20 protein-coding genes are annotated in these 21811 nt (G+C 32.1%); 14 read left to right on the top strand and 6 right to left on the bottom strand.

The features are described from left to right. Positions 1-187 precede the first annotated feature (187 nt). A complete protein-coding gene (locus Q0870_RS06420) occupies positions 188-892 on the top strand; it encodes a DUF6090 family protein (protein ID WP_298553506.1) in 705 nt (234 codons plus the stop codon). A gap of 127 nt (positions 893-1019) precedes the next feature. Continuing rightward, positions 1020-1532, top strand: coding sequence for a 3'-5' exonuclease (locus tag Q0870_RS06415; protein ID WP_298553505.1), 513 nt, complete (start codon positions 1020-1022; stop codon positions 1530-1532). Positions 1533-1699: 167 nt separating this feature from the next. Here Q0870_RS06415 and Q0870_RS06410 read toward each other — a convergent pair whose 3' ends face one another. Beyond that, positions 1700-2857: a THUMP domain-containing protein gene (locus Q0870_RS06410; RefSeq protein ID WP_298553504.1), complete on the bottom strand. Its 1158-nt coding sequence runs from the start codon at positions 2855-2857 to the stop codon at positions 1700-1702. A gap of 182 nt (positions 2858-3039) precedes the next feature. Between Q0870_RS06410 and Q0870_RS06405 the strand changes: the two genes are divergently transcribed. The 3 genes from Q0870_RS06405 (at position 3040) to Q0870_RS06395 (ending at position 5053) form a co-directional block, all read left to right on the top strand. After that, positions 3040-3771 (top strand): class I SAM-dependent methyltransferase, encoded by a 732-nt coding sequence (locus Q0870_RS06405; RefSeq protein WP_298553503.1) that lies wholly within the window; start codon positions 3040-3042, stop codon positions 3769-3771. 104 nt (positions 3772-3875) lie between these two features. Then, complete coding sequence (locus Q0870_RS06400) at positions 3876-4550, top strand: ZIP family metal transporter (RefSeq protein WP_298553502.1); 675 nt, start codon at positions 3876-3878, stop codon at positions 4548-4550. A 74-nt stretch (positions 4551-4624) separates the two neighbouring features. Beyond that, positions 4625-5053 (top strand): DUF4268 domain-containing protein, encoded by a 429-nt coding sequence (locus tag Q0870_RS06395; RefSeq protein ID WP_298553501.1) that lies wholly within the window; start codon positions 4625-4627, stop codon positions 5051-5053. A gap of 20 nt (positions 5054-5073) precedes the next feature. Here the strand turns inward: Q0870_RS06395 and Q0870_RS06390 are convergent, their stop codons facing one another. Then, complete coding sequence (locus Q0870_RS06390; protein ID WP_298553500.1) at positions 5074-5571, bottom strand: GNAT family N-acetyltransferase; 498 nt, start codon at positions 5569-5571, stop codon at positions 5074-5076. Positions 5572-5743: 172 nt separating this feature from the next. Here Q0870_RS06390 and Q0870_RS06385 point away from each other — a divergent pair, with 172 nt between their 5' ends. Genes Q0870_RS06385 through Q0870_RS06375 form a run of 3 tightly spaced genes read left to right on the top strand, consistent with a single transcriptional unit; the run spans position 5744 to position 9726 of the window. Continuing rightward, positions 5744-7552, top strand: coding sequence for a DUF1800 family protein (locus Q0870_RS06385; protein ID WP_298553499.1), 1809 nt, complete (start codon positions 5744-5746; stop codon positions 7550-7552). Between the two features lie 6 nt (positions 7553-7558). Next, positions 7559-8974, top strand: a complete 1416-nt coding sequence (locus Q0870_RS06380; RefSeq protein WP_298553497.1) for a DUF1501 domain-containing protein — start codon at positions 7559-7561, stop codon at positions 8972-8974. Next, positions 8971-9726 (top strand): T9SS type A sorting domain-containing protein, encoded by a 756-nt coding sequence (locus Q0870_RS06375; protein WP_298553495.1) that lies wholly within the window; start codon positions 8971-8973, stop codon positions 9724-9726. The genes Q0870_RS06380 and Q0870_RS06375 overlap by 4 nt, the downstream gene beginning before the upstream one ends. Positions 9727-9733: 7 nt before the next feature. Here Q0870_RS06375 and Q0870_RS06370 read toward each other — a convergent pair whose 3' ends face one another. Together Q0870_RS06370 and Q0870_RS06365 are read right to left on the bottom strand one after the other, a co-directional pair. Further along, entirely contained in the window at positions 9734-10360 is a 627-nt protein-coding gene (locus tag Q0870_RS06370; RefSeq protein WP_298553493.1) for a hemolysin III family protein, read from the bottom strand. Between the two features lie 3 nt (positions 10361-10363). After that, positions 10364-11038, bottom strand: a complete 675-nt coding sequence (locus tag Q0870_RS06365) for a DUF4294 domain-containing protein (protein ID WP_298553491.1) — start codon at positions 11036-11038, stop codon at positions 10364-10366. 361 nt (positions 11039-11399) lie between these two features. On the opposite strand from Q0870_RS06365, the gene Q0870_RS06360 reads away from it, so the two are divergent. From Q0870_RS06360 to Q0870_RS06350, 3 genes are all read left to right on the top strand, one after another. Then, positions 11400-12488 carry a M42 family metallopeptidase gene (locus Q0870_RS06360; RefSeq protein WP_298553489.1) on the top strand — a complete coding sequence of 363 codons (1089 nt, stop codon included), beginning with the start codon at positions 11400-11402 and terminating at the stop codon, positions 12486-12488. Between the two features lie 363 nt (positions 12489-12851). Further along, positions 12852-14849, top strand: coding sequence for a gliding motility-associated C-terminal domain-containing protein (locus tag Q0870_RS06355; RefSeq protein WP_298553487.1), 1998 nt, complete (start codon positions 12852-12854; stop codon positions 14847-14849). 18 nt (positions 14850-14867) lie between these two features. After that, positions 14868-15419 (top strand): NUDIX domain-containing protein, encoded by a 552-nt coding sequence (locus Q0870_RS06350; protein ID WP_298553485.1) that lies wholly within the window; start codon positions 14868-14870, stop codon positions 15417-15419. A 141-nt stretch (positions 15420-15560) separates the two neighbouring features. On the opposite strand, the gene Q0870_RS06345 is transcribed toward Q0870_RS06350, so the two are convergent. Then, the gene (locus Q0870_RS06345) at positions 15561-16145 is read right to left on the bottom strand and encodes a YceI family protein (RefSeq protein ID WP_298553483.1); all 585 of its coding nucleotides are present in this window, start codon (positions 16143-16145) and stop codon (positions 15561-15563) included. 269 nt (positions 16146-16414) lie between these two features. Between Q0870_RS06345 and Q0870_RS06340 the strand changes: the two genes are divergently transcribed. From Q0870_RS06340 to Q0870_RS06330, 3 genes are all read left to right on the top strand, one after another. Next, complete coding sequence (locus Q0870_RS06340; protein ID WP_298553481.1) at positions 16415-16900, top strand: biotin/lipoyl-containing protein; 486 nt, start codon at positions 16415-16417, stop codon at positions 16898-16900. 1 nt (position 16901) lies between these two features. Then, positions 16902-18344, top strand: a complete 1443-nt coding sequence (gene accC, locus Q0870_RS06335; RefSeq protein WP_298553480.1) for an acetyl-CoA carboxylase biotin carboxylase subunit — start codon at positions 16902-16904, stop codon at positions 18342-18344. A 72-nt stretch (positions 18345-18416) separates the two neighbouring features. Further along, positions 18417-19967, top strand: a complete 1551-nt coding sequence (locus tag Q0870_RS06330; protein ID WP_298553479.1) for an acyl-CoA carboxylase subunit beta — start codon at positions 18417-18419, stop codon at positions 19965-19967. 316 nt (positions 19968-20283) lie between these two features. Here the strand turns inward: Q0870_RS06330 and Q0870_RS06325 are convergent, their stop codons facing one another. Continuing rightward, positions 20284-21750, bottom strand: a complete 1467-nt coding sequence (locus Q0870_RS06325) for a hypothetical protein (protein WP_298553478.1) — start codon at positions 21748-21750, stop codon at positions 20284-20286. Between the last annotated feature and the right edge of the window lie 61 nt (positions 21751-21811).

Genomic DNA, 21811 nt, shown 5'->3' with positions numbered 1-21811 from the left:
TGTTATAATCATAATTGTTAATAATTACGTGCAAATACGTATTGCTTTTTTAGTGGGATAATTCTAACTTCGCTTATCGACTGATATAAGTCATTAAAACAACGTCATATCATTAAAGTTGTGCTTCATTATGACCAACCAATAACCAATTATGAAATTCTTTAGAAAAATTCGCCAAAACTTACTTATGGAAAACAAAAGCGCAAAGTATTTTAAGTATGCTATTGGAGAGATTATCCTTGTGGTAATAGGAATTTTAATCGCATTACAAATTAATAATTGGAATGAAAACAATAAACTAGAAGTAAAAAAGCAGGACTATTATCAGCAATTGTTAGAAGACTTGAAAAAGGATAAAGAATTTTCTGTAAAAACAATTGAACTTCTCAATAAACGGAGAAAGGAATACGAAAGTTATCAAAAAGAATTTTATTCAAGTAACCTAACACTAATAGATGTTTATGAGAAATTACTTAACTTAAATATAAATTCTCGACCTATAATTTTTAATTCTAATACAATGGAATCTCTTCAAAATAGTGGAGAAATATCACTTATTCCTTCTGATATACGAAATAAATTAATTGATTTAAAAAACTTTCAAAATTCTATTAAGTCAAATCAGACTAAAAACGACCTTCAAAAAAATAATATTATGCAGAGAACATTATCACTGTTTGGAAACTTGGATTTACAAAAAAGGGTTGCTAAACAAAAAGATTTAAAGTCTCTATTAGTTACAGATGAAAATAGAAGAGAAATAATTTTAGGATGGGAAAATATGCACGCTTGGAAAAACTTTTCAGAAAGACTAAGCACTAGAAGTTTACAAGATTTACTCATGGGAATAGATATTATTCAAAAGGAAATAAATAAGAAAATCAAAAAATAACGAAAGCACCCCCGCTACCGCTAGTTTGTAACTAGTGGCGTCAAACAATTATTTATAAAATAGCACATTAAATATTAAAACCAAACTACAAACATAAACCCGTAACTTTGCTCAAAAAACCCAAATCATGTCAAACACGTTTGCTGCTATAGACTTCGAGACCGCAAAAGGTCATCATATTTGTTCTGTGGGTATTGTAACGTTTAAAGATGGTGTTATTGTAGACGAGTTTCATGCTTTAATACAACCGCCAAATAACGATTACAATTGGCACAACCAACAAGTGCATGGTATTACAGAAGACGACACTCGGTTTTCGCCCAACTTTAAAGGCGTATATCCAGAAATTAAAAAACGTATTTCTGGTATGGTTACAGTAGCGCATAACGAGTCTTTTGACAGAACGGTTTTACTAAAAACCATGAAAGATTACAACATCCCACAATCGGACTTAATTATGCAAGAGCGTTGGGAATGTACACTTAAAATATACCGTAAAAAAGGCTATAAACCTGCTAAGTTAGATGCCTGCTGTAAAGTGCATAATATTGCTTTAAAACATCATGATGCCTTATCTGATGCGCGTGCTTGTGGAAAGTTGTTTTTAATTGCTCAATTTGAGCGTTTGCCTTTGTTTTAACTTAATGTCATTGCGAGGCGTTTTTACGACGTGGCAATCTGTTCACTTTTAGTTATAATCATGAGATTACTTCGGTCATTCTTCCCTCGTAATGACGTTAAATTTTTGAGACTGCTTCGTGCCTCGTAATGACGTTTCGATTGATGAGATTCCTGCCTCCGCAGGAATTATTTCATATACTTACCCTTCTTACTCCCCTCATACATGACATACTTTACTAAACGCGATTCTAATTTCGCGTTGAATAAGTGTATTTTTCTTGATGGACGCAAACCTACATGTTTTAAAGCATCTAGGTTTGAGGTAATAAACCAAGCATCTGTACCTGGGTAGTTTTGTTTAAGGGTATCGCCAATGTTAGCGTAAAACTTTTCCATATCGATACTTAAACGCTCACCGTAAGGCGGGTTAAATACCATATGGAGTTTATTTTCGCCTGGCTTTCTAGTTTTAAAAAAATCTTCGTGTCTGACTTCTATAAAATCGTCTAGTTGAGCGTTTTTTACATTTTCTATGGCTTTTGATACGGCACTTGGTGCTTTATCGTAGCCTATAATTTTATGATGAAAGTCGCGTGTTTTACCAAGTAGCGATTCTTCAATTTTCTCGAAAAGCTCGACATCCCAATCGTTCCAACGCTCGAAAGCAAATTCTTTTCGCATGAGGTTTGGTGGTATATTACAGGCTATCATGGCGGCTTCTATAAGCATGGTTCCCGAACCACACATGGGGTCCATAAAATCGGTTTGCCCATCCCAACCCGAAAGCATAATTAAGCCTGCGGCTAAAACTTCGTTTATTGGTGCAATATTGGTTGCGGTTTTATAACCACGTTTATGTAGCGAATCTCCAGAAGAATCTAAAGATATGGTACACTTTCGTCTGTCGATATGCACATTTATTTTAAGGTCTGGGAATTTTAAATCTACATTTGGGCGTTGCCCGTCTGTGTCTCTAAATTTATCGACTATGGCATCTTTTGTTTTTTGGGCTATGTATAACGAGTGCGAAAATAAATCGGAATGTATAGTTGCATCGATTGCTAAAGAGCCTGTTGGTTTTAGGTATTTACTCCAATCCATAGCATAGATTTTATTGTATAAATCTTGCTCGCTATTAACGTTAAATGAATGGATGGGTTTTAAGATTTTTATTGCCGTACGTAATCCTAAATTACATTTATACATAAATCCTTTATCGCCAGAGAAAGACACGACACGAATGCCTTTTTTAACATGCATGGCGCCTAATTGTGTGAGCTCGTTTGCCAATAAATCTTCAAAGCCAAAAAGGGTTTTGGCAACCATATTGAAATTTTCTCCCATTTTTTACGTCTACTTCTAATAGGTTGCAAAAATAACGTAATTTTGCGGCAAACGTAAAGTTTATTGATAATTCGGGTTAAGGATTGAAGTGGAAAGCCCACAGCACCTTTTTTTGGTGCGAGGACTTGTAGCGGAAAGCCTGACCCCCGAACATTTCTCGGGGGTAACCCCAAAAAAAATTTATGACTAACAACACTACTACTTGGTTTACTTCTTGGTTTGACACGCCATTTTACCACATTTTATATAAGGACAGGGATGATACCGAGGCGCATGCGTTTATGGATACGCTTACAGACTACTTAAATATTCCGGATGGTGGTACTGTTCTGGATTTGGCTTGCGGTAAGGGGCGACATGCTTTATACCTTAATAAAATGGGGTATGATGTAACGGGCGTAGATTTAAGCTCCAATAGTATAGAGTTTGCGAAACAGTTTGAAAACCACCGCTTACACTTTGCCGTTCATGATATGTGTACGCCATACCACAAACAGTTTGACGCGGTTTTTAATTTATTTACCAGCTTTGGGTATTTTGAGGATGAGGCGGATAATTTAAACACGATAAAAGCGATTAAAGCGGAATTAAACGACTTTGGTTTTGGGGTTATTGATTTTATGAATAGTGAGTTTGTAATTGATAATTTGGTACCTGAAGAGGTAAAAACGGTAGATGATATTGATTTCCATTTAAAACGTTATGTTGAGGACGGATATATTATAAAAGATATTACTTTTACAGCTGATGATAAGTTGTACAATTTCCAAGAACGCGTGCGCGGGTTTACTTTAGCTGATTTTGAATCGCTTTTTGAACAGGCTGATGTATACTTATTAGATGTTTTTGGCGATTATAAACTGAATAAGTTTAATGCCAAAACATCGGAACGTTTAGTAATGATTTTTAAATAAGTCGATAAATCGACATTTAATTATTATCACTGTTAATTGATGTTTAATTATCATTACTGTTACTGATTATTATTGAATGGTTTTAAAATTGAATAGTTTTTTGAATGAATAAATTTCTTTTTCCTGTATACGCGGTTATTTTAGGTGTAATTATAGCCAAGCTATCTAAAAATAAAAAAAACTGGAATACTAAACTCCTACTCTCTTTTAGTGGCGCTTTTTTATTGGCGCTTACACTTTTTGAATTATTGCCTGAGGTTTATAATCACTTAGATACCAAGCTTACCGGATTGCTTATTATGTGTGGTATTATGTTGCAAATTATTTTAGAATTATTCTCTAAGGGTGCGGAACATGGGCATGTACATATACATAAACAAGAAACTACTTTTCCGTGGTTGTTATTTATTAGTTTGTGTATTCATAGTTTTTTAGAAGGTTTCCCTATACACCAGCATAACGATATGATTTATGGGGTTTTAGTCCATAAAGTACCTATTGCTGCATTAATAAGCATGTTTTTATTTCAGTCTAAATTCAGTAACATACAGATTATAGCCTTTTTAGCCGTTTTTACTGCCATGACGCCTTTAGGAACTTATTTCTCGAACACCTCAAATTTAAGCATCGATTTTACACATAGCATAAATGCGATTGTAATTGGTATATTTTTTCATATTTCTACTACCATTTTATTTGAAAGTGGAGAGGGGCATAAGTTTAATTTATCGAAGTTTGTTTCGATTATACTTGGAGTTGGAATTGCTTATTTGATATAATTATTAGTTGATGGTTATTTGTTATTGGTTGATTGACTCCCAATAACTAGTAACTAGTAACCAAAAACAAAGAAATGTTCTCTAAAGAAGAATCGAGACTTTTACGACAAGAATTTTGGACTAGTTTCGGAAAATCGTTTCCACGGAAATGGATTTTATACAATACAAAACTGAAAGGTTTAAGTTTTAAATTTCATTTTGATAATCGCTCCGCTTCAGTTGTATTAGATTTAGAAGATGACCTAGAAAATCGCATTAAATACTGGGAAAAACTTTTGGCTTTAAAATCTATTCTACTAGATGAGTATCTTCCTGATGCCATTTTTGAAGAAGAATATTTTTTGGATAATAAAAAAGAAATTTCTAGAATCTACTTGCCTTTAGAACAAAAAGTATCTATACATAACAAAAACTCATGGCGAGATGTTATGGAATTCTTCAATGAAAATATGAGTTTATTTGAAGCTTTTTTTGAGGAGTACAGGGAGGTTATTGAAGGATGAATAGTGAAAACTACAATTTTCTAACTTCTAACTAATTTAACCATCTCATAATCATCCATTACAAATCCGTTTCCTATATCTGTAACTAAAGGTCCAACATTTTTAAAGCCTATTTTTTCGTAAGCTTTTATAGAATTTGTATTGTTAATGTTTACTGTTAATCTGATATTTTTTAATTGATAGATATTAGCTTTCTGCTCTATAAATTCCATTGCCGTTTTCCCAATCTTTTTTCCTCTATAATAACTTAAAACATAAATTTTGCTTAAAAACAAGGCATTAGTTTCTTGTTTTATTGAAATATAGCCAACGAGAGTTCCATTGTAAAATATTGAGAAATACTCAAAACCATCTTCAACTTGCTTTTCAATGGCCATTACAGATTGAAATTTATCAAGCATATAATCAATTTGAGGTTTTCCTACTATAGGAATATAATGTTCGCGCCAAATAGTATCTGCTAAGGTTTCTATTAGAGAATAATGTAAAGTTGCTGTAGCAGGCTTAATTTTAATCATAATTAAATTTAAAATTCAAAGTAAACAATAAAAATGAATTAATAATGTTAATATAAAGTGAATTTACCGTTTATCGAAAAATTACACCAATTAACTGATTTTTAACTAAATTTGACTCCCAAGTTGTCTTATTAACCTACAATAACAAATAACAGCTTTAAAAGATTGTAATATGAAAAAACCCATACTCTACCTTTTTTTATGGTTTCCTATTTGTTTCTTTTCGCAAGAATATAGTGACTATTTGGGTGCTGGCCATAGCAATGGTATTACAGTTACCTCTAGTAGTCAAGAAAATCGTTTAAATTGGAATGAAACAGCCAGCGGTGAAAACACAATAAATGGGACTGGTTTAGATGGACGTTTATTAGAAACATCTCGTTTTTTGGCACAAGCAACTTTTGGAACTGACTTAGATTATATAAAAACAGTTGCTGAAAACCCATTTGAAGATTGGATTGATAATCAATTTGATTTAGACTCCCCATCAATGGGCGAATTAACTCAAACCGTTTACGATAAAGCTCTTGATAGGTTTGTAACAAACGGTGGTAATGAAGATGATTATTTTGGCCCCTATTGGCCTCACTTTCAATATGCATGGTGGGAAAGCAATATTGGTAACCAAGACTTACTTAGACAAAGAATTGCCTTAGCGTTAAGTGAAATTATTGTAATATCTAGAAATTCTAATATTGGTGATTATGGTGTAGGTTTAGGAGATTTCTACGATGTTTTAAAAGATAATGCTTTTGGGAATTTCAAAAATATACTTAGAGAAATAACATTACACCCAATGATGGGCATTTATTTAAGTCATTATAACAACCCAAAAAGTAATCCAGAAGAAAATACACATCCTGATGAAAATTTTGCCAGAGAAATTATGCAATTATTCTCTATAGGCCTTTATGAGTTAAACCAAAATGGAAGCTATGTTTTAGATGGTAATGGGGACCGTATTCCAACTTATAATAATGCTGACATAAAAGAATTTGCAAAAATTTTCACAGGTCTTGGCCCTGCTGATGTCATGGAGAATCCTTGGGGTGTAACAACTCGCTTTGGTGTAGGCCACTATTTGGCTGTAAAAGATATCCCTATGGTTATGTATGATGAATTTCATGAACCTGGCGAAAAACGTTTACTTAACGATCAAGTAGTACCAAGTGGGCAGTCAGGAATGCAAGACATCGATTCTGCTATTGATAATTTGTTTAATCATCAAAATGTTGGTCCGTTTATAGCGATACGTCTTATTCAACAATTAGTAAAATCGAACCCTTCATCAGCATATATATCTAGAGTAAGTTCTGCTTTTAATAATACAAAAGGTGTTCGAGGAGATATGAAAGCTGTTATAAAAACCATTTTATTAGATGAAGAAGCTAGAAGTTGCAGTTGGATAGATAACCCCTCTGGCGGTAAACTAATTGAACCTATGCTTCGTTACTTTAATGTAGCCAGACAGCTTGATTTAGATAATGAAACGAGTGAAAACTGGAACATTAGCTATAATTTTTATCAAGCCACAGGACAATCTCCTTTAGCAGCACCACATGTATTCAATTTTTTCTTACCAGCTTACGTACCTAATTCAGAATTTACAAGTGCTAATTTAGTAGGTCCAGAATTTGAAATACACAATTCTGCAACTAGTATTGATTATATAAATGAAGTCAATTTATGGACCTTTCCACAATATTATTCAATTCTAGATACTTGGGATTTGGAAATGGAAGGCAGACCTCTAGATTTTGAAGCTTTAAAATATTATGCAAAAGATAGTGAAGTGCTCATTAACCAATTAGACAAACTATTTACTCGTGGACAATTATCAAACGAAACAAAACAACTTATAATAAATGCTGTAGACCCCATTGTAAATGACTGGAATGAAGATTTTCAATATACCGATTTAAGAGTAAAAATGGCTTTATATCTTATATTAATAAGTCCAGATTACACCATCCTTAAATAACCCCAAATGACAAAGCATAAAAAACATATTTCTAGAAGAAAATTTATTGGAGACTCTTGTGCTGCCCTAGGCTATACAACATTATTTTCGTCTTTAATAAACCTAAAAGCCATGGCTGCAACTGCCATGAATAACTCATCACTTATTACTCTTGGTGGCGATTACAAAGCTATGGTATGTGTTCTATTAGGAGGAGGTAATGATTCGTTTAACATGCTAATCCCAAAAGGAAATACTGAATATAACGAATATGCAACCACAAGATCAAATTTAGCAATTCCACAAAATGATGTTTTACAAATAAACCCTAATACTTCAGATGGACGAACTTTTGGTTTACATCCATCCATGCCAGATATGCAACAAATTTTTGAGAGTGGTAATTTGGCATTTCTTTCAAACGTTGGAACCCTTATTGAGCCATCTACAAAAACAGATATACAAAGTGGTGCTGTTAAAACACCTTTAGGGTTATTTTCGCATGCCGACCAAATACAGCAATGGCAAACTGGACGACCACATGAAAGAACAAATACTGGTTGGGGTGGAAAAATTGCAGATTTAGTTCAATCTATGAATTCCAACCAAAATATTTCAATGAATATCTCTTTACGAGGTAGTAACATTTTTCAGCGTGGTGATGATATTATTCCTTATACCATTAGTAATAATGGCAGTATTGGCATTAATGGTTATGGAGAATCTGGGCATTTTAACACCCTTAAAACTACTGCTTTAAATACCATGCTAGAAAGAGATTATCAAGATGTTTTTAAAAATGCTTATAAAAGCACTATTAAAAAATCTAATGATGCTAATTTAGAATTTCAAGCTGCTGTTGATGCTATTTCAAGTTTTAACACACAACTTCCAGAATATAATAATTTGGCTGCTCAATTAAATATGGTAGCAAAAACGATAGCCTCAAGAGATACTTTAGGATTCTCTAGGCAAATATTTTTTGTGCAAATTGGAGGCTGGGACCATCATGATGAGCTTTTAATTAATCAAAGTAACAAACTAGCAGAAGTCAATACAGCACTAAAATATTTTAATGATGTCATGACAGAGTTAAATGTAAATGATTGTGTAACTACATTTAGTGTTTCAGATTTTGCAAGAACATTAACCTCAAACGGTAATGGAACAGATCACGCTTGGGGCGGAAATGCATTTATGATGGGAGGTGCAGTAAATGGAAAAGAAATTTATGGAAATTACCCCAGTTTAGCATTAAATAGCGATCTTGTTTTTGATGGTAGTATAATTATTCCAACTACTTCTGCCGATCTATATATGGCAGAATTAGCTTTATGGTTTGGTGTTCCAGCATCAGAACTTACAACGGTACTTCCTAATATTTCAAACTTTTACGATACAACTTCTAGTGTTCCTCCATTAGGTTTTATGAATATGTCATGATGAAAACACAAAATATATACATATTGCTACTTGCTGTTTTGAGTATTCAATTCATACAATCACAATGCTACCCAGACAGACATAGCACAAGTTGGTACGACGGTTGGGTGTCTTGTGAAGTATCTCAAAATCCAATAGCATCCTACGGAGAAACACATTGGATTATGTACGATTTAGGTTATGATTATGTTTTAAATGAAACTAAATTTTGGAATGCTAACGAGCCTAAAAATTTAAATTTTGGAATTAACGCATTTCATTTAGATTACTCGCTAGATGGTGTTACTTGGACGAACCTAGGCGAATTTAATATGGAACAAGCATCTGGATTATCAACCTACGAAGGTGATGAAGGACCAGATTTTAATGCCGTAAAAGCGCGATATGTTTTAGTTACACCAAACTCAAATTATGGAGGAAACTGCTATGGCTTAAGTGAACTAAAAATTTCTATAACCGATCCTTTTTTAGTTATTGATGAAGAAGATGGTTTTAATGCATCTGTTTACCCAAATCCATTTGTTGATAATATCACCCTAAGATTGGTTGCTTTGGATGAAAGTATACCTCTAGATTATACGCTATATGATATTTTAGGACGCTCAATAACTAGTAATAATATAACCATGTACGCAGGAAACGAAACTTATAATTTAGAACTTAATGGAAGTAGCTTGTCCATAGGCGTATACATTTTAAAAATTATTCAAAATGGGAAAGAGCAATCTTTTAAATTGATTAAGAAAAAGTGATTTATTACTAGATTACGTAGTAAAAAATCATAAAAAAGTGAAAAATAGCACCTGCTAATACGAAAAGATGCCAAATTACATGATTATAAGGAATCTTATGTATGGCATAAAACACAATACCAACAGTGTAAGCTAAGCCACCTGCAAATAAAAACAATATACCATTATCTCCAATAGTATTTGATAAATTAGAAAAATCAAAAACAATTAGCCACCCCATTACTAAATAGAGCAAGGTTGAAAAAACCTCAAACCTACCTGTAAAAAACAACTTTAATATAACACCAAAAGCGGCAATTCCCCAAACCACAAAAAAGAGCGTCCACCCAAGAGTTTGCTCCAAAGCTATTAAACAAACCGGTGTATAGGTTCCTGCTATTAAAAAATAAATACTAATATGGTCTACAACTCTAAAATAATGCTTGCGATTCTCCCCTTTTACGGCATGATAGCATGTAGATGCGGTGAATAAAATAATAATTGAAATTCCGTAAACTATAACACTAAACAAACTCCAATCTGTTTTATTGGTGTTATATGTTATAAGTAATACCAATGCTGAAACACCAAACAAAGCACCAATGGCATGTGTAATGGCATTTAGTTTTTCTTCAAATGGCGATTGAATGCGCATGTATTATGGTGTTTTCTGATGAACCCATTTGTTGGTTAAATCATAGAAATCAAAATCTATAGCAGGTTTTTGACGGTCCAAACGTCCGCTTTGAAAGTTACGTTGCAAGATATCCTCAATTAAATAATCTTCTTTTTCGTTTTCTGGATCAAATTCACGTTTTAATGAAATATCGAACATACTTGCGGTAGTATTATACCAAAACGCACGCCAGCCATTACGCAATTCTTTAATTAAACTAAAAGCCGTTTTTCCAGTTTGTCTGTGAATCAACTTGACTAAAATTTGTCCTTCTGTACGTGTCATTTTTTTCAATTCATCAGAGAACTCGCCTTCTATATATTTCTGAATACGTTTAGTATAGCGTTTTTTATCGCGTTTTTTGGTAAGTGCAGCCAAACGTACATTCATAGAATCTAAACGCTCTGCGGCAAGCTTAGCATACGGATACACCTTTATGGTTTTACGTCTTAAAATTAAATAGCGAATTCTATCTTTTTTACTATCAAATTTTAGTTTATGAAGCAGCATCACTTCATCTAAATCTATTGTTGTTCTTGGTACTGAATCGCCCTCAATAATAAGATACTTTTCGGGTATGGAATCTTGTTCGGCTTCCTCTATCTGTGCACAGAGTATCAAAGGAAAAATTATGAATATGTATTTTAAGTAATCCATCTAATAAATATTGGGGCATTTATTATGCCAAAAATACTGAATTTCTGAAAACTAGTAAACTTAAATTTGAAAATACTGGAATACTTAACTTTGTCAGAAAAATTAACTAACTTCGTTTAAAGCCAGATATTAAACGTTTAATATATGGTTTAGTTAAACGAACTTCTCCAAAATAAATCAGTTTTCGGTTTAAAACATAAGCTAGCAAAAACCTGCATTAGGGATTGCAATAGAAAGCCCAAAGGCAGACGAAGTAGGTACGAGTACTTATGCTAACCTTCAAAAATTTTTCATGATAAGAATCTACTTAAACTATTCATTTACGTTTTATATTATTATTTTAGTGCAAAACTTTTTATAAATGACAAAGAAGAGCATCTTAAACAAAAAGTCGATGGACTTTTTAGAAAAATATTTGAATAATGCAGCACCTACTGGTTATGAATGGGACGGACAAAAGCTGTGGATGGATTATTTAAAACCGTATGTAGATGAATTTATTACAGATACTTACGGCACTGCTGTTGGTGTAATAAACCCAAAAGCAAAATACAAAGTGGTTATTGAGGGACATGCTGATGAAATTTCGTGGTATGTTAATTATATTTCGGATAACGGATTAATTTATGTGATTAGAAATGGTGGTAGTGACCACCAAATTGCACCAAGTAAGGTGGTTAATATCCATACCAAAAAAGGCATTGTAAAAGGTGTTTTTGGCTGGCCTGCAATACATACTAGAAACCGTGCTAAAGAGGAACCTCCAAAACCAGATAATATTTTTATTGATTGTGGTTGCGCAACTAAAGATGAGGTTGAAAAACTTGGTGTACATGTTGGTTGTGTAATTACATACCCTGATGAGTTTCATATTTTAAACGGCGATAAATTTGTTTGTCGTGCTATTGATAACCGTATGGGTGGTTTTATGATTGCTGAGGTTGCTAGGCTACTTAAAGAAAACAAAAAAGAATTGCCTTTTGGGCTTTACGTTACAAACGCTGTGCAAGAAGAAATTGGTTTGCGTGGTGCAGAAATGATTACCCAAACTATAAAACCTAATGTAGCGATAGTTACCGATGTAACGCACGATACCACTACCCCAATGATTGAAAAGAAAAAAGCGGGGCATTTAGAAATTGGAAAAGGTCCTGTTGTGGCTTATGCACCAGCAGTACAACAAAAACTTCGTGATTTAATTACGGATACTGCCGAGGCTAAAAAAATTCCTTTTCAGCGTTCTGCGTTATCTAGGGCTACAGGAACAGATACTGATGCTTTTGCTTATAGTAATGGCGGTGTTGCTTCTGCTTTAATTTCGTTACCGCTACGTTATATGCACACGACTGTAGAAATGGTGCATAAAGAAGATGTTGAGAACGTAATTAAACTAATTTATGAAACTTTACTTAAAATAGAAGACGGTGAAACATTTAGCTATTTTAAGTAAAAAATATGTATTTTAAGACTTGTAAATTGAGTCAGCTTAAAAAGCAATATTAAATGTCATTTTAAGCGCAGTCAAAAAACTTATAATCCTAAATTTCAATGCATTTCGACTGCGCTCAATGTAACAACTAAGTATTTTTTAAACTTTTTAGGCGAACTCAATTTACAAGTTTATTTCATTCATTTAAAACGAATTACGCTCACAATGGGTAACTGTTTTACACATATACTTAAACACCCATTAAACAAACAAATAGTTATACTTTTATGTATTAGTTTTTTTACTTTTTCTTTTACCAGTTTCTCCCAAATTCAAAAAGAATTTTCCCCACGGTTTAATGAGATGATAAATGGCGATTTCACGATGATTGCCAACAATGTATTATCTAGAACAGCAACTGAAAATTACAATGGTGAAAGTGATAACCATAGCTTTTTTGATAATGTTTATGTTGATATTGATTCAGATAACTCCACTTTTAATTCCAGTAGTGCCAATTTTGTAAATCCGCATCCAGATTTAGTTTGTCTGAACATAAAAAAAGCATTTCTATATTGGGCGGCGGCTGATAAAGAAAATGAAGGTGGAGAAGATAATCAACCCGACTGGAATTTTAATGATATTAAATTAATGCTTCCGGGTGAGACCAGTTATGAAACATTAAGCGCAGACGAGGTACTTTACCGCGGAAGAGACTTTCATTTTAGTAACGACCCATATGTTTGTTTTAAAGATATTACAAATTTAGTAGCAAATCTGGAGAGCCCGTACGGAACATATCAAGTTGCTAATGTTGAAGCCAAAACCGGGTTTTTATTCCAACACGGCTCAGGAAATACAGGGACTTCGGGAGGCTGGCAAATTGTATATGTTTATGAAAGTCCAGGGCTTGTTTCAAAAAATGTGAGCATTTTTGATGGATATGCACATATTACCAGAGATTTTAATAATTATGATATTAATTTTTCTGGTTTCCGAACTGTTCCAACGGGTTCTGTAAATGTAAATACTTTAATTGGGTCTTTGGAAGGTGATAGAAGTTTAATTGGAGACCGATTTCAAATACAAAATATTGCTGATGAATTTGTAGATATCACAGCGCCTTTAAGGAATTCATTCAATTTTTTTAATAGTAGAATTACATTAGAAAACGCAAACTTTACAGATAGAAATCCAGCCAGTTTGAATACACTAGGTTTTGATGCTGCTGTTTTTAGACTCGATAATACAGATAATAATATTATCGGGAATAACCAATCTTCTGCCACTATTCGGCTTGCTTCTGCCCAAGAAACATATAGTTTGTTTTTAATAGGGTTAGCTATTGAGGTTTGGTCCCCTAGCCTTTATCCTTTAGAAATTAGTTCGAATGCCTTTGAGAACATTACTAATGCTGGTGATTTAATAACATTTGAATTTAACTTTTCTAATACAGGAAATGATAATGCTCTTAATGTTATACTTTCTGAAACCATACCAACAAACGTAGAATTTGTTTCTGCCGATAATTTACCTGATGGAGTGAGTTATAATTATGATACAAATACAAGGCTTTTAGAGTTTTTTATTGAAGACGGGTTACTTGATATAGGATCCCCAACCCTAAATATTCAATTTGAGTTAAGAGTTAACACGGCCTGCTATTTTCTTGAAGACACTTGCAATCTAGAGCTAGAGCTTCTATTTACGGCAACTTATAATGGCGAAGAAAACCCAAATATGTTTACAACCTTTAGCTCTGATGAGTTGGATGATTGTCAACTCGGGAATCCGTTATTAATAAACATAAACCAACCCATTGCAGTATGGGAGACTCCTATTGGGAGCTTAGACAGAACATTGGTTATTGGCAACCCAAATAATTTAAGGGATGCCCAAGCCTTATTCCCTATTCCAGATAAATGTAATTTTAATATCATTAAAACGTCTGGAGATTTTGTTCAGAATAGTGATTGTGATTATGAAGGAACCTATACTAATACTTGGAATTTTACCGATGCCTGTGGCCGCACTATTGCAGATTTTGTACAAGTTATAACAGTACCGTCTAATCAAGTTTTTGATGGTAGTCAAATAACCATCTCTAAAGTAGTAACACCAAACCAAGATGAATGGAATGAATATTTTACAATAAATGAAATTAAAGGTTGTGACTTTATAGTAGATTTGAAAATATTTAATCGTTGGGGTGCGCAAATTTATCATTCAGATAATTATCAAAATAATTGGAATGGCAGGTCTAGTAGTAGTTCTATTGGATCATCAGATAAAGTTCCCACAGGAACTTATTATTATATTATAAATATAATAGATAGTGGTTTAAAACCTCTAATTAGCACATTTTATATAGGCACGAAATAGTCAACTTTATTTAAAAAAATGGACGAATTTATAGACATTGTAGATAAACATGGAAAACCTACAGGGAAATCTAAATTAAAATCAGTTATCCATACAAAGGGTTATTATCATCATACATCGCATCTTTGGTTATATACAGATAAGGGCAAGATTTTATTATCACAGCGTTCTGCAAACAAAACCATTTGTCCGCTACTTTGGGATGTATCCGTGGCAGGACATATTGATGCAGGTGAAACTCCTGAGCAAGGTATTATAAGAGAAACCAAAGAAGAAATTGGCTTAACCATTTCTGAAAATGAGTTAAAAAAAATAGGTGTTTTTAAGTGTTTTCAATCTTATAAAAATGGCATTGTAGATAATGAGTTTCATAACACATATATCGCAAAATTGAATGTTTCTATTTCTAAATTAATTCCTCAAGAAGAGGAAGTTGAAGCATTAAAACTAGTTGATTTTAGAGAATTTAAAAGACTTATAAAAACCTTGGGATCTAATAACAACCATTTTGTACCTTCAAATAAAGCCTATTATGAATTGATACTAAATCAAATAAAAAATCATTTTTAACTGCTTATAAAAATAACTTTTAAGGTTTAAACAATAAAATATCTATTTATAGTTTTTCATATTCAAAAACCTCCCAGCTACAAGTTTTAATTAAAAGAAATCCGTAGCTAAGAGGTTTTTTTAGACTATTTAAGAATTAATCTATATAAAATTAGACTCAAATTTTAAAAAAATATCATCTTTAGCTTTCAAAGCTCCAAGCATACCTATAGGAGGTGTTATATTAAACTCGGTCATCTTCAATTTCACCCTGCCTTCAAGTTTTACTTTTTTACCAACAATTAAAACATTAAAACGCAATGGAACAGCTTTTTTTGTACCCGCAATAACTAAATCTCCTATAGTTTGTAATTCAAAATTCCCGTTTCCTTTATCAACTATACTTTCAACTTCCACCAGTGTAAATAATATAGATTTAAACTCGTTTGATTTTAAAGTTTTAGAAGCTATTTTAGTCATACCTGGTTTTACACCTTTTAAACTTTCGGTAAGTACAGCCAGTGATAAAGACTCGATTTGACAAGTTTCAAGGTTATTGAACTTTATTAACCCATTTTGTTTTTCTGCATCAACTTTCCAACCATGAAGATTAGAAGAACCAAAAACAGTTAAAAAAGAGTTTTCATTTTCCAATTTTAGCATTTGTGCCTGTGATAAATTAAATGCAAAACCTATAACAGCAATACAAGTAATTATTTTTCTAAAAATATTTTTTTGTGTATTCATAACATTATGTGATTAAATTTATATACAAATATCAATTTAATGAAATTGAATAAAAATGATAAATATCATGTTTTTATTATGTTTTTCGTAAAATTTGTTATTTTTTTAATCTTATTTTATCATATTCGTAATTTTAAGCAATATTTACAGTTTCATTATTTAGAATTAAAAACTTAATAAATACGTTTTCTGGTTTTTTGAAAGTGGTTTTTTGAAATTGAATCTCCCTAATAAAATCCTTATATTTACTACTATTAATTTCTCCAATTATGAGTAAACATTTTAAGGCAAAAGTAAATAATGCCATTGATTTCGATTTTTCTGAAGATGATCTCTCAAAACTTGATGCACTTAAAACATCCAAAGGAAAATACCATATTCTAAAAGATAATGCTTCTTTTAAAGCAGAAGTAACTAAAGCAAACTTCAACAAGAAATCATACACAGTAAAAGTCAATAATAACTCCTATGACGTTACTATATTTAATGAATTAGACTTACTAATTAAAGACATGGGATTTTCTGTAGGAACAACAAAACAAGTTAATTCTATTAAGGCACCTATGCCTGGCTTAATTTTAGAAATGAATGTTGAAGTTGGTCAGGAAGTTAATGAAAATGATACTCTATTTATTCTTGAAGCCATGAAAATGGAGAACAGTATTGCATCGCCTAGAGATGGTATTATAAAATCCATATCCATGAAAAACGGAGATGCTGTAGAGAAAAATCAACTTTTAATTGAGTTTGAATAATATGAAAAAAATACTTGTTGCCAACAGAGGTGAAATTGCCATAAGAGTTATGAAAACTGCTCAAAAAATGGGCATTAAAACGGTTGCTGTTTTTTCTACAGTAGACCGAAATGCACCTCATGTAAAATTTGCAGATGAAGCAGTTTGTATTGGTGAAGCGCCATCCAGCAAATCTTATTTAAAAGGAGATAAAATTATAGAAGTTGCAAAAAACTTAAATGTAGATGCCATTCATCCTGGTTATGGTTTTTTAAGTGAAAATGCAGCTTTTGCAGAATTATGCGAAACCAATAAAATCGTTTTTATTGGCCCTAAGTCCAGAGCCATTAAAATAATGGGAAGCAAACTTGCCGCTAAAGATGCGGTAAAAATATATAATATTCCTATGGTTCCTGGCATAGATGAAGCAATTACAGATGTTGAAAAAGCAAAACAGATAGCTAAAGAAATAGGATTTCCCATACTAATAAAAGCTTCTGCTGGCGGAGGCGGAAAAGGCATGCGGGTTGTTGAGAAAGAAAGTGAGTTAGAATCACAAATGAATCGTGCCATTAGTGAAGCGACTTCTGCTTTTGGAGATGGTTCAGTTTTTATTGAAAAGTATGTGAGTTCTCCTCGGCATATCGAAATTCAAGTTATGGCAGATAGTCATGGTAATGTTTTACACTTTTTTGAACGCGAATGTAGCATTCAACGTCGCCATCAAAAGGTGGTTGAAGAAGCTCCTTCCTGTATTTTAACCCCAAAATTAAGAGCTAAAATGGGTGAAGCAGCCATAAAAGTTGCGAAAGCTTGTGATTACCTGGGAGCTGGTACTGTTGAATTTTTATTAGATGAAACCCATAATTTTTATTTTCTAGAAATGAATACGCGTTTACAGGTAGAACATCCTGTCACCGAATTAATCTCTGGAGTAGATTTAGTTGAACTTCAAATTAAAGTAGCGCGAGGGGAAGCTTTGGTTATAAAACAAGAAGATTTAAAAATTAACGGACACGCACTTGAATTACGTGTTTATGCTGAAGACCCTTTGAATGATTTTTTACCAAGTGTTGGGTATTTAGATACTTATAAATTACCAAAAGGAGAAGGCATTAGAGTAGATAATGGTTTTGAAGAAGGGATGGATATTTCTATTTATTATGACTCTATGCTCTCTAAATTAATTACTTATGGTAACACAAGAGAAGAAGCTATTCAACTTATGATAAAAGCCATTGGGAATTATATTGTTAAAGGGGTAGAAACTACCCTACCCTTTGGTAAATATGTATGTGAACATGAAGCATTTCGTTCAGGAAACTTTGACACGCATTTTGTAAAGAACTTCTACTCTACTCAAAGTTTAAAAGCTGAAACAGAAAACGAAGCTAAAATTGCTGCCCTAATAGCGATTAAACAATATATTCAAGACCAAAAACTATTAAGATTACCAATTAAATAGAAACTATTCAGTCTGAAGGTTATAGAGTTTTAAACTCAAAAAACACCAGGCTTAACAACATACATTCATAAAATGGATTCTAAACAAGAAAAAATTAATAAGTTAAATGAAGCTTTAGAACTTTCTAAACTTGGAGGTGGACAAAATCGCATAGATAAACAGCATACCAATAAAAAACTTACTGCTAGAGAGCGCATTGAATACTTATTTGATGAAAGTTCTTTTGAAGAAACTGGAGCCTTAGTGACCCATAGAACCACTGATTTTGGTATGGAAGACCAAATTTTTTATGGAGATGGTGTAATTACTGGTTACGGAACCGTAAATGGTAGATTAATCTACGCTTATGCCCAAGATTTTACTGTTTTTGGAGGCTCATTATCCGAAACTCATGCTGAAAAAATTTGTAAAATTATGGATATGGCAGTAAAAGTTGGGGTTCCCATTATAGGCTTAAATGATTCTGGTGGCGCACGCATACAAGAAGGTGTTCGCTCGCTAGGTGGCTATGCAGATATATTTTATAGGAATGTGCAGGCATCTGGAGTTATTCCACAAATATCTGCTGTTATGGGACCCTGTGCTGGTGGAGCAGTTTATTCGCCAGCAATGACCGATTTTACTATAATGGTAGAAAACTCTAGCTACATGTTTGTAACAGGACCTAATGTAGTAAAAACAGTAACTAATGAAGAGGTTACAAGTGAAGAACTTGGAGGTGCTTTAACGCATGCATCAAAATCTGGAGTAGCTCATAAAACTTCAGAAAATGATATCGCATGCCTAGAAGATATAAAAAAACTTTTAAGCTATTTACCTCAAAATAACACAGAAAAATCTAAAAAAATAAACATTGAAATCAATGATGAAGTAAGAGATGTTTTGTCTGATATTGTTCCAGACAACCCAAATAAACCATACGACATGCATAATGTAATTTCTGGTGTTATAGATAAAGATTCTTTTTATGAAATCCATAAAGATTATGCTCAAAGCATTATCGTAGGGTTTGCAAGATTAGGCGGCCGTAGTATTGGCATAATTGCTAATCAACCAATGGCTTTTGCAGGCGTTTTAGGTGTTAATAGTTCAAGAAAAGCGGCACGATTTACACGTACATGCGATTGTTTTAATATTCCAATATTAGTTTTAGTTGATGTGCCTGGATTTTTACCTGGAACAGACCAAGAATGGAATGGTATTATAGTACATGGCGCAAAACTATTATACGCTTTAAGTGAAGCCACAGTACCTAGAATTACAGTAATCACTAGAAAAGCTTATGGTGGTGCTTATGATGTTATGAATTCTAAACACATTGGTGCAGATTTTAATTATGCTTGGCCAGCTGCAGAAATTGCGGTTATGGGTGCTAAAGGTGCTAGTGAAATTATTTTTAGAAAAGAGATTGCAGCAGCAGATAACCCTGAAGAGAAATTAGCAGAAAAAGAAGCGGAATATGCTGAAAAATTTGCTAACCCTTATAGAGCTGCAAAACGTGGTTTTATTGATGAAATTATTCTTCCAAAAAATACAAGAAGAAAATTATTGAAAGCATTTGATATGCTTGAAAATAAAAAAGTAGATACCCCAAAACGAAAACACGGAAATATACCTCTATAAAAAAAGGAACCTAATATAATTATATTAGGCTCCAAATTTTACTTCAATTTACTGAACTTTTAAAAAAAAGTTCTTAATTAATCGCCAAAAACAAACTTGTTTTAATTAAAATAAATTTGAAATACAACCAACCCAAGTACATCAAATAATAATTTTAATTAAACCTTAAACCAAGTACATTTTATCTGCTGATTAATGAATTGATAATAGCATATTCCAAATATCATAAACTTTCTTGAGTTTTAAGCAATTACCTGCTACGCACTTATTACTCAAATTATCCAAAATGCTAAAAAAACGTTTAAATTTAAATAAATTAAGGTTTCCGAAAAGTATTTTGCAAATGTTCGACTAACGTTTTTTCTTTTCTAATAAGATTAATTTTTTTGGATATTCGATAACGTTTGCTTTCAACTGATCTTACTGTAGTATTTAAAAACAATCCAATTTCTTTATTTATAAACCCCATATACAGATAATAGCAAATAATTATTTCGGACTTATTTAACTGTGGATATTTTTCCTTGATTTTTGTAAAAAAATCAATATTTAAATCATTAACCAACTCTAAATGGTTTTCACTTTTATCTAGTAATGTCGAAGAATTTATGTGAAGATTTTTATAAAGTTCTTTTATTTTTTCTTTTTGATTTTGAATAGATTCTATTCTAGAAATATTCTTTACTTCTTCTTTCAAATTACTTATATATTCTTCCAAACCATGAACTTTTACTACTAGTTGCTCATTATTTGATTTTATCTTAGATAATGTATCTACTTTACTTGAAACTTTATTTAATTTAAGCTTTTGTCTTCTATAAAAAACAAAATATAGAATACTGATAAAAATTAAAACTAAAAATAAAACAAATACCAAAATCACATTACGTTTACGCTTATTACTTTCTATTTTTAATTTATCTTCTGTAGTTTTAATTGAACTACCAATATCTAACGAAGCATTAAAATGGGTCTGAAATATTTCATTTTCATATATTGTAATAGAATCTACATAAGTTTTAGCCAACTCAAGATTTTCAATACTATTATATAAATTAACAAATAAATTATAATATTTAACAATATAAGTTTGATGTAAATATGAAAAATCAGTTCTTGCCTTAGATAGATAAAAGGTACACGAATCTATTTGTTTATTCTTTTCTAAGAAAAATTCTGCTAAGTTTACATTAAGACTCCCTCTAAAAGAATAATAATTATTTTTATCAATTGTAGCATTGCCTTTGGTTGTTTCAAAATTTCTTATATACTTTCTTGCTTTATTAATACTATCCAAATCTATATAACTCATAGCTAATTGTGCATTAGCTTCCATATATATGTAACCATCTTCATTTAAAATGGCTTTATATTTATCCAAGTTTGGCAACAGCATCTTTATACTTTCAAAACTCTCACTATTTATATATTTCATATAAGCTTCTATAAGCTCTATTTCATATAAACCATATTTATAATTACTTTTTTTAAAATAGTATTTTGCTTTATCTAAATAACTAATAGCCAAACTGTCTTTAGAATTTGTATAAGAAGTTCTATAAAGCTGTACACAAGCATCTCCTGCATTTTCATAATCATTTTCCTTTTCGGCATAATTAAGTGCTTTATTAAAATACTGAAGCGCTTTAATATCTTTATTTCTAAAACCGTAAATATGCCCTTGGGTTATAAAGTAATCATCTAGATGTCCTTCAATATTTTGTTCTAATGGAAGTGGTATAGAATCTAGAAAAGTTTGGGATACATTTGAAATTATATCCAAATTGTTTTTTGCCTCATCAATATATTTTAAATAAGGGTTTACTTCTTGACCCTTACATAAC

The organism is uncultured Algibacter sp., assembly GCF_947487575.1.
GTDB lineage: Bacteria > Bacteroidota > Bacteroidia > Flavobacteriales > Flavobacteriaceae > Algibacter_B.
Note: the sequence above shows the minus strand (reverse complement) of the source record. Positions and strands in the feature narration are given on the sequence as shown.